The 12,244-nt window shown below is 63.8% G+C and carries 14 protein-coding genes and 1 pseudogene; 6 read left to right on the forward strand and 9 right to left on the reverse strand.

Annotated elements, in window-relative coordinates; genetic code table 11:
- Positions 1–31: 31 nt before the first annotated feature.
- Positions 32–2,422, reverse strand: coding sequence for a transketolase (locus tag DXH78_RS07415; RefSeq protein WP_115516442.1), 2,391 nt, complete (start codon positions 2,420–2,422; stop codon positions 32–34).
- A 133-nt stretch (positions 2,423–2,555) separates the two neighbouring features.
- On the opposite strand from DXH78_RS07415, the gene DXH78_RS07420 reads away from it, so the two are divergent.
- On the forward strand, positions 2,556–3,026 hold the full coding sequence (locus DXH78_RS07420) for an Lrp/AsnC family transcriptional regulator (protein WP_115516443.1): 471 nt from the start codon (positions 2,556–2,558) through the stop codon (positions 3,024–3,026).
- Between the two features lie 3 nt (positions 3,027–3,029).
- On the opposite strand, the gene DXH78_RS07425 is transcribed toward DXH78_RS07420, so the two are convergent.
- Both DXH78_RS07425 and mepA read right to left on the reverse strand, forming a co-directional pair.
- Positions 3,030–3,881: a fumarylacetoacetate hydrolase family protein gene (locus DXH78_RS07425; protein WP_115516444.1), complete on the reverse strand. Its 852-nt coding sequence runs from the start codon at positions 3,879–3,881 to the stop codon at positions 3,030–3,032.
- A 140-nt stretch (positions 3,882–4,021) separates the two neighbouring features.
- The gene (gene mepA, locus DXH78_RS07430; protein WP_115516445.1) at positions 4,022–5,194 is read right to left on the reverse strand and encodes a penicillin-insensitive murein endopeptidase; all 1,173 of its coding nucleotides are present in this window, start codon (positions 5,192–5,194) and stop codon (positions 4,022–4,024) included.
- Positions 5,195–5,394: 200 nt separating this feature from the next.
- Here mepA and DXH78_RS07435 point away from each other — a divergent pair, with 200 nt between their 5' ends.
- A complete protein-coding gene (locus DXH78_RS07435; RefSeq protein ID WP_115516446.1) occupies positions 5,395–6,153 on the forward strand; it encodes a L,D-transpeptidase in 759 nt (252 codons plus the stop codon).
- Positions 6,154–6,219: 66 nt separating this feature from the next.
- Complete coding sequence (locus DXH78_RS07440; RefSeq protein ID WP_115516447.1) at positions 6,220–6,834, forward strand: L,D-transpeptidase; 615 nt, start codon at positions 6,220–6,222, stop codon at positions 6,832–6,834.
- Positions 6,835–6,837: 3 nt separating this feature from the next.
- Here the strand turns inward: DXH78_RS07440 and DXH78_RS07445 are convergent, their stop codons facing one another.
- Positions 6,838–7,140, reverse strand: a complete 303-nt coding sequence (locus DXH78_RS07445) for a plasmid stabilization protein (RefSeq protein ID WP_115516448.1) — start codon at positions 7,138–7,140, stop codon at positions 6,838–6,840.
- 63 nt (positions 7,141–7,203) lie between these two features.
- Entirely contained in the window at positions 7,204–7,545 is a 342-nt protein-coding gene (locus DXH78_RS07450) for a protein secretion chaperonin CsaA (protein WP_115517783.1), read from the reverse strand.
- Positions 7,546–7,608: 63 nt separating this feature from the next.
- Between DXH78_RS07450 and DXH78_RS07455 the strand changes: the two genes are divergently transcribed.
- Positions 7,609–8,304: an SDR family oxidoreductase gene (locus DXH78_RS07455; protein WP_115516449.1), complete on the forward strand. Its 696-nt coding sequence runs from the start codon at positions 7,609–7,611 to the stop codon at positions 8,302–8,304.
- 69 nt (positions 8,305–8,373) lie between these two features.
- On the opposite strand, the gene DXH78_RS07460 is transcribed toward DXH78_RS07455, so the two are convergent.
- Positions 8,374–9,039, reverse strand: a complete 666-nt coding sequence (locus DXH78_RS07460; protein WP_115516450.1) for an RraA family protein — start codon at positions 9,037–9,039, stop codon at positions 8,374–8,376.
- Between the two features lie 185 nt (positions 9,040–9,224).
- Between DXH78_RS07460 and DXH78_RS07465 the strand changes: the two genes are divergently transcribed.
- On the forward strand, positions 9,225–9,455 hold the full coding sequence (locus DXH78_RS07465) for a hypothetical protein (RefSeq protein ID WP_147292584.1): 231 nt from the start codon (positions 9,225–9,227) through the stop codon (positions 9,453–9,455).
- A gap of 11 nt (positions 9,456–9,466) precedes the next feature.
- A complete protein-coding gene (locus tag DXH78_RS19795) occupies positions 9,467–9,640 on the forward strand; it encodes a hypothetical protein (RefSeq protein ID WP_168192730.1) in 174 nt (57 codons plus the stop codon).
- A 34-nt stretch (positions 9,641–9,674) separates the two neighbouring features.
- Here the strand turns inward: DXH78_RS19795 and DXH78_RS07470 are convergent.
- The 3 genes and pseudogenes from DXH78_RS07470 to lepA all read right to left on the reverse strand — a co-directional run.
- Positions 9,675–9,875 (reverse strand): annotated as a pseudogene (locus tag DXH78_RS07470) (elongation factor 4); the annotation flags it as partial.
- A gap of 3 nt (positions 9,876–9,878) precedes the next feature.
- Complete coding sequence (locus DXH78_RS07475) at positions 9,879–10,073, reverse strand: DUF2283 domain-containing protein (protein ID WP_115516452.1); 195 nt, start codon at positions 10,071–10,073, stop codon at positions 9,879–9,881.
- Positions 10,074–10,397: 324 nt separating this feature from the next.
- Positions 10,398–12,209 (reverse strand): translation elongation factor 4, encoded by a 1,812-nt coding sequence (lepA, locus tag DXH78_RS07480; protein WP_115516453.1) that lies wholly within the window; start codon positions 12,207–12,209, stop codon positions 10,398–10,400.
- Positions 12,210–12,244: the final 35 nt, after the last annotated feature.

The raw sequence follows: 12,244 nt of genomic DNA on the forward strand, positions 1-12,244 counted from the left end.
TCGGGATGGCGGATATGAGTCTGTTGATGCGCTAGAGCGCCTTCAAATACCGCATCGGCCGGCCGGGCGCGATCGCTTCGGCCGCGGCGATGATCGAATTGGTGTCGATGCCGTAGTGTTTATACAAGTCGGCCAGCGTGCCGGTCTGGCCGAAATGCTCAACGCCGAGTGCGCGTGTACGATGGCCGAGCACGGCGCCGAGCCAGGCGAGCGTCGCCGGATGGCCGTCGATCACGCTGACGATGCCGCAATGCGGCGGCAGGTCACCGAGCAGGCGTTCGATATGCGAGCGCGCATGAACGAGACCACGCTCGCGCGCGCGCTGCGCGGCGGTCCAGCCGGCATTGAGTCGATCCGCCGAGGTGACGGCCAGCAGGCCGATGTCGCGGCGGTCTTCCGCCATCAGGCCGACGGCGGCGATGGCTTCCGGGGCGATGGCGCCCGTGTAGGCGACGATCACCTGACAGTTCGGCCCCGGTTCGCGCAGCCAGTAGGCGCCATCGATGATCTGCTGCTTCAGCTCCGGCGTCATGTCGCGCTTGATCTGGTCGATCGGGCGCGTGGACAGGCGCAGGTAAACCGAGCCGCCGGTCTCATCGCGTAGCCAGTTGTGCTCGGATTGTTCGCCGCCCGACTTCTGCATGTAGTCGAACGACCAGCGCATGATCGCCGCAAGCTCATCGACGAAAGCGGGTTCGAAAGAAGCAAGCCCGTCCTGCGCCATGCCGATCAGCGGTTGCGCGATGGACTGATGCGCGCCGCCTTCGCCGGCCAGCGTGATGCCGGACGGCGTCGCCACCACCATGAAGCGCGAGTCCTGGTAGCAGCCGTAGTTGAGTTGATCGAGTCCGCGGGCGATGAACGGGTCGTATAGGGTGCCGATTGGCAGCAGCCGCACGCCGTTGATGGAATGCGACAGGCCGAGCGCTGAAAGATTGATGAACAGGTTCGACTCGGCGATGCCCAACTCGATGTGCTGGCCCTTCGGCGAGAATTCCCAGTTGAAGGTCGAGGGAATCTGCTCGCTCTTGAAGGTGTCGGCCATTGCCTCGCGCGCGAACAGGCCGCGCCGGTTCACCCACGGGCCGAGATTGGTCGAAACCGTGACGTCCGGCGACGTCGTCACAATCCGCTGCGCAAATTCGTCGTTGCCGCGGCCGATTTCGTTGAGGATAGCGCCGAAGCCGGTTTGCGTCGCCATCACCGGCTGGATCGCGACGTTGAGCGTGTCCGGCACCGGGATGGCTGGCGCGGTGAGGCGGCGCTCGCCACCGGATGTGAACGGCACCTTATCGAGGAAAACCTGCAACGCTTCGGTGTTGTCGAGACCTTCGAACTTGTCCCACTCGTGGCCCGGCCGCACCTTCATCTTGGCGCGGAAGGTTTCCATTTGCGTCGGCGTCATCAGCCCGGCGTGGTTGTCCTTGTGGCCGGCCATCGGCAGGCCGAAGCCCTTCACCGTGTAGCAGATGAAGCAGGTCGGCTTTTCCGGGTCGGCGCCGTGGAAGGCCTCCAGCAGCGCCGGGAGGTCGTGGCCGCCGAGATTGTTCATCAGCGCGGCGAGTTCATCGTCGCTCCGGCTTGCGATCAGCTTCGACACCGCGCCCTGATCGCCGATCTCGTCATTGAGACGCTTGCGCCATGCCGCGCCCCCGGCGAACACCAGCGCCGAGTAGAGCGGGTTGGGGCAGTTGTCGATCCAGGTCTTGAGCTTGTCGCCGCCCGGCTCCTTGAACGCCGCCTGTTGCAGCGAGCCGTATTTCACGATGGCGACGTTCCAGCCGAAATTCTTGAACAGCTGCTCATAGCGCTCCCACAAGCCTTCGCGCACGACGGCGTCGAGGCTCTGGCGATTGTAGTCGATGACCCACCAGCAATTGCGCAGGCCCTGCTTCCAGCCGTCGAGCAGCGCCTCGAAGATATTGCCTTCGTCGAGCTCGGCGTCGCCGACCAGCGCGACCATGCGGCCTTCGGGCCGATCCTTGGCCCAGCCATGGGCCTTCACGTAATCCTGCGTCAACGACGAGAATAAGGTTTGGGCGACGCCGAGGCCGACCGAGCCGGTCGAGAAGTCGACGTCGTCGGTGTCCTTGGTGCGAGAGGGGTAGCTTTGCGCGCCTTTGTAGCCGCGGAAATTTTCGAGCTTGTCGCGCGTCTGCTTGCCGAACAGATACTGAATGGCGTGGAAGTTGGGTGAGGCATGCGGCTTCACTGCGACGCGATCCTGCGGGCGCAGCACGTCGAAATAAAGCGCGGTCATGATGGTGGCGAGCGAGGCGCTGGACGCCTGGTGGCCGCCGACCTTGAGCCCGTCGGCATTGTCGCGGATGTGGTTGGCGTTGTGAATGGTCCAGCTCGCCAGCCACAGCACCTTGCGCTCAAGAGCGCTCAAGGATGTCAGACGATCTGCGGTGATGGTCATGGCGCGTTCCCGAGGCGGCTTTTGGTGTCTTGATATAATGCGCCGCGCATGATGGCGGAGGCAGCCAAAATAGACTATCCTGTCGTCTTAAATTGACGCTATTTGCCAATATTTACGCTAAAAGAGGCAGAATATGCCAGCCGCTAAACTGGACCCGATCGACCGCAAGATTTTGAATCTGCTGCAGTCGGACGGCCGCATGAGCATCAACGATCTGGCGTCGCAGGTGGGGCTGTCGCCGTCACCCTGCCTGCGCCGCGTGCGGCTGCTGGAGAAAGCCGGAGTCATCAACCGCTACGTCGCGGTGTTGGATCAGCGCGCGGTCGGGCTGCCGGTGTCCGTGTTCATCTCCATCAAGCTCGACAAACAGCGGGAGGAAATGCTCGACCGCTTCGGCAAGACCATTTCGCGCTGGCCTGAAGTGCTGGAGTGCTACCTGATGACCGGTCAGCGCGACTATCTGTTGCGCGTCGTTGTGCCGGACCTGCCGAGCTACGAACGCTTCCTCAAGACCAAGCTGACGCGGCTCGATGGCATTGCCTCGATCGAGTCGAGCTTCGCGCTTGAGCAGGTGAAGTACACCAATGTGCTGCCGGTTGAGTGAAGGCTAGCGCACCTTCACCTGCATCGCGCCGATCTTGTCGATGCGCGCATTGATGACGTCGCCCGGCACGATGGGGCCGACGCCTTCGGGGGTGCCGGTCATCAGAAGATCGCCCGGCATCAGCGTGTAATAGGACGTGGCGAAGACGATCAGATCGGCAATGCCGATGATGAGATCCCGGGTATTGGCCTTCTGCCGCGTCTCGCCGTTCACCGTCAGTTCGAAGTCAAGGCTGTTGGGATCGGTCAGTTCGTCGGCGGTCACCATATGAGGACCCATCGCCGAATAACCGTCGATCGATTTGCGCAAGGAGCGCTCCTCGGGCCCGCGCACTGTGATGTCGAGGCCGATGCAGTAGCCCGCGACATATTTCATCGCGTCTTCACGCTTCACCTTGTTCGCCTTCGCGCCGATGATCGCGACCAGTTCGATCTCGTGATCGGTGCGGCGGTCGGGGTGGCGGATGTCGATGCCGGCCGAGGCGCCCTGCATCGAACTCGTCGCCTTCAGGAACAGGCCAACGCGTTGAATTTCCGCCACCTGGTTTTGGTGGTGTATCTGCGGATCGGTCTGCGCTTCCTCAAGGTGCTTCTTGTAGTTCACCGGCGCTGCGACGATCTTGCCCGGATTGGCAACCGGCGAAAGCAGAGTGCACTCGCTCAGCGCCAGCGTCTTTGCCGTTTTCGCAAGCTTGTCCGCTTCGGCCCGCACCGCTGGCAGGTTGGCTATCATCAGATCGTGCGTGGGGAAGGGATAACGCGCCGCCGGCAGAACATCGAGGGCGGCGGTGACATCCTTGACACGATCGCCTTCGACGACGCCGAGGCGGTTATCGTTGAAACGGCAGAGCTTCATGGGGCGTTTCCGGTCTGGCTTTCAGAATTTGCGCCAGCCGGATGACATGTTTCGCGCGCGAAGACCATAGCGTTCTCCAGCGACGTGGATGCCGGCTCGCGTGAAGTAACGCGTCAGGAAAGCTCAGCCGTGGGCAAGGCTTATTCGGTGGGCGACTTGGCCGGTGCGGCGAGCACGGTTTTGCAGGCCGGCGGCAGATCGGCGAGCGTGATAGGCCGCGGCGGCTTGCCGCCCGGCGGTCGCGGCTTGGGCTTGAGAACCTTGTCGGAGAACCAGTAATCGAGCGCGGCGCCGCAGCCATCGCTGTCCGGCACTGAGGGCTGTGGGCGGCAGTTGGGCGAATCCGCCGGGCATTCGAGCCGCACATGGATGTGATCATGGTGCGCATACCAGGGCCGCACCTTTTCCATCCAGTCCGGATGCTTGGCGCCCTGCATCCGGCACATTTCCTTCTTGATCGCGGCATTGACCAGCACGCGCTCGACACCGGGCTGCTGCGCGGCGACGCGGATGAAGTCGTAATGCTGCGGCGTCCAGGTCTTGGGATTGATACTCTTCCAGTCGGTGCCAACGAGATTGATCGCCGACACCTTCTCGCGCTCGTCGCTCGACAAGGTGTGGCCCGGCATCGGCATGAACCAGACATCGACGTCGAGGCCGGTCTGGTGGCTCATATGACCGAACGGGGTTGGGCCGCCGCGCGGCTGCGCCATGTCGCCGACGAGAATGCCTTTCCAGCCGGTTGCCTTGGCGGCGGCGGGCGCGAAGCGTTCGAGAAACTGTACGAGGCTTGGATGGCCCCAGTTGCGGTTGCGCGACAGCCTCATGACCTGCCAGGTCGGGCCGTTGACTGGTAATGCGACGCCGCCTTGCAGACAGCCGCGCGGGTAATAGCCGATGGCCATGGCCTTGCCGAGGCTCGGCAGCTTCTCCGCGGAGAAGAGTTGCTTGGCCGGTACCGGTTCGTCTTTCCTGTCCGCCTTGTCGGCGATGCTCGGCTTTTCCGGCGGCAGCGGCGTCGGCGACGCAACGGCGGGTGCGGGCGTGTCGGTTGCCGGAGCTGTCGTCACCGGCGCCGGTGCGGGCTCTGGCGCTGCGGGCTTGACCACATCGATCGGCGGCGCGGCCGGCGGCGTTGTGGTCGCAGGCGGCGCCGTCCATGGCGCGATCACGGCGGGCCGTGTCGCCGACGGCTGATCGGCAGGCGCGGAGACTGAAGCATCGGGCGCGCCATCAAGCGTCTGCCCGACGGCGAATGCGCCGGCAACGAGCAGCGTGAAGCAGGCACCGATGATGGCAGCGCGATAGGTCATAGCAGTCGATTTAAGCGATTTCGGTCCGGACTGTCAGGTTAATTGCGCGGCATGGTTTAAGTCGGCGGTGGCCGGGTTCCATGTCGGGGCAGTACGGAAATCCGAACAACATCAGTCACTTTTATGGTTAACGAAAGCTTTACAACCCCGGCCATGATCGGCGATCCTTGGCGGGTCGCGATTTCTTGGAAGGTGCTGCCATGCGTTGTGTAGGTGTTGCTGTCGCCGTCGCGTTCCTGGGACTCGCGCCGTCCGTCGCGCAGGCGGAAATCGTCATCACCATCAGCAAGGCGCAGCAGCGCGTCGCCGTCGCGGTCGATGGCGCGGAACGTTTCCGCTGGCCGGTGTCGACCGGCCGTCGCGGCTTCGACACGCCGGTCGGCAAGTTCCGTCCGGTGCGGCTCGAGAAGAATTGGTATTCGCGCAAATACGACTGGGCGCCAATGCCGAATTCGATCTTCTTCTACCGGGGCTATGCGATGCATGGCACGACGGAAGAGCGCAATCTCGGGCGCCGCGCCTCGCATGGCTGCGTACGGCTGAGCCGCGAGCACGCCGCGACATTGTTCGCCATGGTACGCGAGCGCGGCCGCGCCAATGCGCGCATTGTCGTCGTTAACGGGCCGCTGCCGAAACAGGACTATCCAGCCGAGACGCCAATGGCGGCGGTCGAGCAGCCGGCCGATGCCGCAGCGGCGCTCGCCCGCGCCACCGACGACGACGTTATTCAGGTGACGGTAACGCCCGACGCGCTGCCGCTGGCGAAGCCCGCCGTGCTGACGATGGCGCCGCCGCGTGACGATGCACCGGCCGCGATGCCGCTTGCACGGCCGGTGGCGCGACAGGCGCGGCCGGCCCGCGCCGAGAAGTTCACCTCGGTCGGGAGCGAGGCTGCGGTGCTGCGCGGGCGCGAAGCCTGGCTGCGCAGCCTCGACCGCAAATACGGGATCGTGCGCTAACCACATTTTGCGAAGGCCGCCCGGAGCCGGCTTCGGTCACGGTAAACAGAAGGCCGGGAGTTTTGTATGCGTCGTCTGGCCGTCGCTCTTTTCGTGCTCGCGTTGTCGCTCGCCGCTCATGCGGCGCAGGCGGGCATTGTCGTTACCGTGAACAAATCGGCGCAGGAGCTGACCGTCGAAGTCGACGGCGTCACGCAATATCGCTGGCCGGTCTCAACCGCGCGCTGGGGCTACAATACCCCCAACGGCACCTATCGGCCGCAGCGCCTCGAGCGGCAGTGGTACTCGCGCAAATACGACTGGTCGCCGATGCCCTATTCGATCTTCTTTGCCGGCGGCTACGCCATTCACGGCAGCAATGAGATTTCGCGCCTCGGCCGCCCGGCCTCGCACGGCTGCATCCGCCTGCATCCGAAGAACGCCGCAGTGCTGTTCGATCTCGTCAAGCGCAACCCCGGCGCAACCCGCATCGACATCGTCGGCGGGCGGCCGGACGCGGCGCCGGAAAAATCACCGCGCCGCACCGGCCCGCAGGTCGAGTTCCGCCCGCGCAAGCGCGTGATGCATGAAGAGCGGATCGTGCGCCGCCGCGCCGTCCCTGCCGAGGAAAGCTTCGAGGAAATCTTTCTCGAGCCGCCGCGCTATCGTTCCCGTCGCGCCGTGCAATGGGATGATTTTTAAAAGCTAGCTTGCCCGCCGCTTGCGCGTGGCCGCCGCCTTCTTGGCCGAGCGTGAGCGCGCCGCCTTGGAGCGTGAGGCCGAAGCGCGGCCGCCGATCTTGCCGCCTTTGCGCGATGAAGCGTGGCTCTCTTTCTTGCCGCGGCCCGAGCCGGACTTCTTGCCGCCGCCGGATTCCTTGTTAACCGTGGCCCAGGCGCGCCGCTCGGCTTCCTCGTGCGCGACGCCGCGCTTTTCGTAGCCCTCTTCGATGTGTTCGGCCTTGCGCTTCTGTTTGCCGGTATAGGCCGCCTTGCTGCCGCGGGGCATGGTGCTTCTCCTGCGTTCGGTCCGACCGCTGAACGCGCGGCAAAGCGCACCGGTTCCGCTTCGCTAGAACAAGGCGACGCCGAGTTCGACCTCCTGTTGCGGCGTGACATAGATCGTCGCGCCGTCCGCGCCCGGCACGCCGAGCGTCAGCACCTCGGAGACCTCGGGCCCCATCTTGCGCGGCGCAAAGTTGACGACCGCGAGCACCTGCCGGCCCAGCAGCGCGTCCTTCGGATAATTGCGATAGGCGCCGCACGACACCTTGGTGCCGATATCGCCGCCGAAGTCGATGGTCAAACGCCAGGTCGGCTTCTTCGTCTGCGCCTCCTCGACCTTGACGATGCGGCCGACGCGGATATCGAGCGCATCGAAATGCGAGAAATCGGCGATGGGTTTGACGCTCATGGTTTGCCTTTCGTCCTTCACTGCCACACCATTGGCGGCAAACATGGCACCGGGAGATTCAGGATGAAAGTAGCGATCGTGACGGCGGGCGGCAGCGGCATGGGCGCGGCCTGCGCGAGGAAACTGGCCGCCGACGGCTACAAGGTCGCGATCCTGTCGTCATCGGGCAAAGGCGAAGCGCTCGCCAAGGAACTCGGCGGCATCGGCGTCACCGGCACCAACCAATCGAACGACGATCTCAAGCGCCTTGTCAACGAGACGATGGCGACCTGGGGCCGCGTCGATGCGCTGGTGAACAGCGCCGGCCACGGGCCGCGCGACGAGATTCTGAAAATCACCGACGAGCAGTGGCACACCGGCATGGATGTGTACCTGCTCAGCGCGATCCGTCCGGCGCGGCTGGTGGCGCCGATCATGGCGGCGCAGAAGTCGGGTTCGATCGTCAACATCTCGACCGCCTGGGCGTTCGAGCCGAGCCCGCTGTTTCCGACCTCGGGCGTGTTCCGCGCCGGGCTCGCGGCCTTCACCAAATTATTCGCCGACAAATACGCCGCCGACAATGTGCGCATGAACAATGTGCTGCCGGGCTGGATCGATTCACTGCCGGAGAAGGACGAGCGCCGCGAACAGGTCCCGATGGGCCGCTACGGCACCGCCGACGAAATCGCCGCGACCGTGGCGTTCCTGGTCTCCGACGGCGCGGGCTACATCACCGGGCAGAATCTGAAGGTCGATGGCGGCCTGATGCGGGGGATTTGATCTCTCTCCGCCTCGTCCTTCGAGGCTCGCTGCGCTCGCACCTCAGGATGAGGCCGGGAGAGTTGCGCCTCACAGAATCCCGTACTTCGCATAAACATCCGCCAGCAGCCGGCCCTGGAGCAGTTCGTCGCGGGAGCGGTTCTCGCCGTCGACCTTCCTGAAGGCCGCCTCGAAAACCTTCTCCTCGATCTCGCGCGGGATGACGACCACGCCGTCGACATCGCCGAACACGATATCGCCGGAGCGCACCTTGACGCCGCCGCATGCCATCGGCCGGTCGATCTCAAGCATCTTGCCGCGGCCGCGCGAATCCAGCGGGCCGATGCCACCGCAGAACACCGGAAATTTCAGTTCGCGGATGAAGCGCACGTCGCGGCACAGCCCGTCGGTGACGCAGCCGACGCCGCCGCGCATGCGGGTCGCCGTGGTGAGCAATTCGCCCCACGGCGCGATGGTGAGATTGCCGGCGCAGCCGAGCACCGGAATTTCGCCGGGCTTGATGTCGTCGATCAGCCTGATCTCGAGTTCGTACGGGTTCTCGCCCTCGGGCCCGGCATCGCAGACCGCCATATAGGCGCCGGTCCGCGCGCGGCCGATAAGCACGACGGTGTCGTCGAGCGGCCGGATGTTGGGCGTCATGGCCTGCGATGTGTGGCCGAGGCTGTCGAGCACGTCGGAGAGAACGGGCGTGTAGAGCTTCTCCTTCGCCCGCGCCAAGTCATCAACGCCCAGCATGCTGACCCTCCCGAACCGTTTTGACTTTCGTGGAGTGTGGCCGAGAGGCCGCAGCAGCGTCAATCGTGCGGTGCGGCGCGAGCGCGTGCGGTCTTTATGGCGCCCTTATTTCGTCGGCTGACAATTCCTCTCGCGACTTTACGCGAAGGCGGCCATCTGTCCGTCAGTGGAAGATGGAGGCGACCATGTCGCGCTACGAGGAACTTCAGGATCGGTTCGACGCGCCGGATCGCGGAGCGGACGTTTTCTGGACGCTCGTTATCATCGGCTTTGCTTTGCTACTCGGCGCTCTCGCGGTGACCAGCAACGGCAAGACCGATTGCTTGAACGTCGCCAACGATCAGGCCCGGCTGGCGTGTTTCGACGCCGCCGCTTCGCCGCAGCCCGCCAAGGGCGCGGTCATCCAGTACAAGTAATGGAGAATGTTATGACCCTCTCGGTTCACTGGAGCCAGACGCCGCGGGGCGCGGCCGCCGATAGCCCGGCGCGCAGGCTGGCATGGCAATGCGTCAAGGGCGCCGGCGTTGCCATTCTGCTGGCTTCGATGCTGGTGGCCATCATCGGCGTCCGCATCTACGCCTTCGTGCCGGCGCTGCATTGATTGGGCTGTGACGCGAGGCGGGTGGCGCCTCGCGTTAGGTATCCACCTTCAGCGCCGCGATGAACGCCTCTTGCGGGATGTCGACCTTCCCGTACTGGCGCATCTTCTTCTTGCCCTTCTTCTGCTTGTCCAGAAGCTTGCGCTTGCGGGTGGCGTCGCCGCCTTAGCGCTTGGCCGTCACGTCCAAAGTAACTCCAAAGCGCATGGCGCGCACGGTTTCACGGGCGATGGCTCGATGCTAAGCCGCCTCGGTGAGAAGCGCGGGCGAAAGGTGCGTCCTTGCATCGAGAACTTCGATACCGACGATCCGCCCTTCGGCGTCGTAATCAAATACGATGTCGGGAGAGACTTCGGCGCTCTCAATGATGTTTTCCTGCGACAAGCGGATATAGGCCGCATTATCCTCAGGCCGATATTTGATCGTCGGCGTCATGACGGCCTCCGTGCATCCCGGTCGAAAAACACCGTCAGAATACGGATTTCGGCAGCCGTTTCAATGCACGCGATTCGAAGGACGCGACCTCCAAATTCCGGGATTGCCCGAAACCGGCGCTCCACACCGGCACGATGCGGGTCGGGATACGATCATTCCGGCTTCCTCGCGGTCATATCGATCCAATCAGGATGCAGCTTGCGCTCTGCGATGGCGTCCTCGGCGTGCCTTGTAAATCGCAAGGGCTTTCGATCCGGCATCAGGGCGTCCCCCATCCCGAGGGAAGCATATCACATCAGGCGGCCCTTGGTCCGACGTTTCCCGTCAGGTATCCACCTTGAGTGCCGCGATGAACGCCTCTTGCGGAATGTCCACCTTGCCGTACTGGCGCATCTTCTTCTTGCCCTTCTTCTGCTTGTCCAGAAGCTTGCGCTTGCGGGTGGCGTCGCCGCCGTAGCACTTGGCGGTCACGTCCTTGCGCATGGCACGCACGGTTTCGCGGGCGATGATCTTGCCGCCGATGGCGGCCTGGATCGGCACCTGGAACATGTGCGGCGGGATCAGTTCTTTCAGCTTCTCCACCATGCCGCGGCCGCGCGATTCGGCGCGGCTGCGATGCACCAGCATCGACAGCGCGTCGACCGGCTCGTCATTGACGAGGATCGACATCTTCACGAGATCGGCCTCGCGATAGTCGGTGAGCGCGTAGTCGAACGAGGCATAGCCCTTCGACACCGATTTCAGGCGGTCGTAGAAATCGAACACCACTTCGTTCAGCGGCAGTTCGTATTTCACCATGGCGCGCGAGCCGACATAGGTCAGCTCCTTCTGCGTGCCGCGGCGGTCCTGACACAGCTTGAGCACCGCGCCGAGATATTCGTCCGGCGTCAGGATCGTCGCTTCGATCCACGGTTCCTCGATGGTGAGAATCTTCATCACATCCGGCATGTCGACCGGATTGTGCAATTCGATCTGCGTGCCGTCGCGCAGGTTCATCTTGTAGATGACCGACGGCGCTGTCGCGATCAGATCAAGATTGAATTCGCGTTCCAGCCGCTCCTGGATGATTTCGAGATGCAGCAGGCCGAGAAAACCGCAGCGGAAGCCGAAGCCGAGAGCGGCCGAGGTTTCCATTTCAAAGCTGAACGAGGCGTCGTTGAGCCGCAGCTTGCCCATCGCCGCGCGCAAGTCCTCGAACTGCGCCGCATCGACCGGGAACAGACCGCAGAACACCACCGGGATCGACGGCTTGAAGCCGGGCAGGGGCTCGTCGACCGGATTGCGCTCGTCGGTGATGGTGTCGCCGACGCGCGTATCGGCCACTTCCTTGATCGAGGCGGTCAACATGCCGATCTCGCCGGGGCCGAGCTCATCGACGATGGTCAGTTTCGGCTTGAACACGCCGGTGCGGTCGACTTCATAAGACGCATCGATGCCGATCATGCGGATGCGCTGGCCCTTCTTCAACACGCCATCGACAATGCGCACGAGAACGACCACGCCGAGATAGGGGTCGTACCAGCTGTCGACCAGCAGCGCTTTCAGCGGCGCATCGCGGTCGCCCTTCGGTGGCGGCAGGCGGGTGACAATGGCCTCAAGCACATCGGGGACGCCGAGGCCGGTCTTGGCCGAGATCATCACCGCGTTCGAGGCGTCGAGACCGATGACGTCCTCGATCTGTTTCTTGATCTTTTCCGGTTCGGCGGCGGGCAGATCGACCTTGTTCAGCACCGGCACGATTTCGTGGCCGGCATCGAGCGCGTGATAAACGTTGGCGAGCGTCTGCGCCTCGACGCCCTGTGAGGCATCGACCACCAGCAGCGAGCCTTCGCAGGCGGCCAGCGAGCGGTTCACCTCATAGGCAAAGTCGACATGGCCGGGGGTGTCGATCAGGTTGAGGATGTAATCTTTGCCGTCACGGGCCTTGTAGTTCAGGCGCACGGTCTGCGCCTTGATGGTAATGCCGCGCTCCTTCTCGATATCCATATTATCGAGAACCTGCTCCTTGCCGGCCATTTCGCGCGCGTCGAGGCCGCCCGTGAGCTGGATCAGCCGATCGGCGAGGGTCGATTTGCCATGGTCGATATGGGCGACGATGGAGAAATTGCGGATGTTTTGAATGGGCACGGCCGTCATGGCCGCGAGATAACACCCGAATCCGGGGCCATCAA

Origin of the sequence: Undibacter mobilis (assembly GCF_003367195.1) — a bacterium.
Classification (GTDB): domain Bacteria; phylum Pseudomonadota; class Alphaproteobacteria; order Rhizobiales; family Xanthobacteraceae; genus Pseudolabrys; species Pseudolabrys mobilis.

What these genes read in the sequence shown, in the direction of transcription:
- lepA (WP_115516453.1), bottom strand. Translation starts at nt 12,209, where the DNA reads ATGACGGCCGTGCCCATTCAAAACATCCGCAATTTCTCCATCGTCGCC.
- DXH78_RS07440 (WP_115516447.1), top strand. Translation starts at nt 6,220, where the DNA reads ATGCGTCGTCTGGCCGTCGCTCTTTTCGTGCTCGCGTTGTCGCTCGCC.
- DXH78_RS07450 (WP_115517783.1), bottom strand. Translation starts at nt 7,545, where the DNA reads ATGAGCGTCAAACCCATCGCCGATTTCTCGCATTTCGATGCGCTCGAT.
- DXH78_RS07475 (WP_115516452.1), bottom strand. Translation starts at nt 10,073, where the DNA reads ATGACGCCGACGATCAAATATCGGCCTGAGGATAATGCGGCCTATATC.
- DXH78_RS07465 (WP_147292584.1), top strand. Translation starts at nt 9,225, where the DNA reads ATGTCGCGCTACGAGGAACTTCAGGATCGGTTCGACGCGCCGGATCGC.
- DXH78_RS07445 (WP_115516448.1), bottom strand. Translation starts at nt 7,140, where the DNA reads ATGCCCCGCGGCAGCAAGGCGGCCTATACCGGCAAACAGAAGCGCAAG.
- DXH78_RS19795 (WP_168192730.1), top strand. Translation starts at nt 9,467, where the DNA reads ATGACCCTCTCGGTTCACTGGAGCCAGACGCCGCGGGGCGCGGCCGCC.
- mepA (WP_115516445.1), bottom strand. Translation starts at nt 5,194, where the DNA reads ATGACCTATCGCGCTGCCATCATCGGTGCCTGCTTCACGCTGCTCGTT.
- DXH78_RS07420 (WP_115516443.1), top strand. Translation starts at nt 2,556, where the DNA reads ATGCCAGCCGCTAAACTGGACCCGATCGACCGCAAGATTTTGAATCTG.
- DXH78_RS07425 (WP_115516444.1), bottom strand. Translation starts at nt 3,881, where the DNA reads ATGAAGCTCTGCCGTTTCAACGATAACCGCCTCGGCGTCGTCGAAGGC.
- DXH78_RS07455 (WP_115516449.1), top strand. Translation starts at nt 7,609, where the DNA reads ATGAAAGTAGCGATCGTGACGGCGGGCGGCAGCGGCATGGGCGCGGCC.
- DXH78_RS07460 (WP_115516450.1), bottom strand. Translation starts at nt 9,039, where the DNA reads ATGCTGGGCGTTGATGACTTGGCGCGGGCGAAGGAGAAGCTCTACACG.
- DXH78_RS07415 (WP_115516442.1), bottom strand. Translation starts at nt 2,422, where the DNA reads ATGACCATCACCGCAGATCGTCTGACATCCTTGAGCGCTCTTGAGCGC.
- DXH78_RS07435 (WP_115516446.1), top strand. Translation starts at nt 5,395, where the DNA reads ATGCGTTGTGTAGGTGTTGCTGTCGCCGTCGCGTTCCTGGGACTCGCG.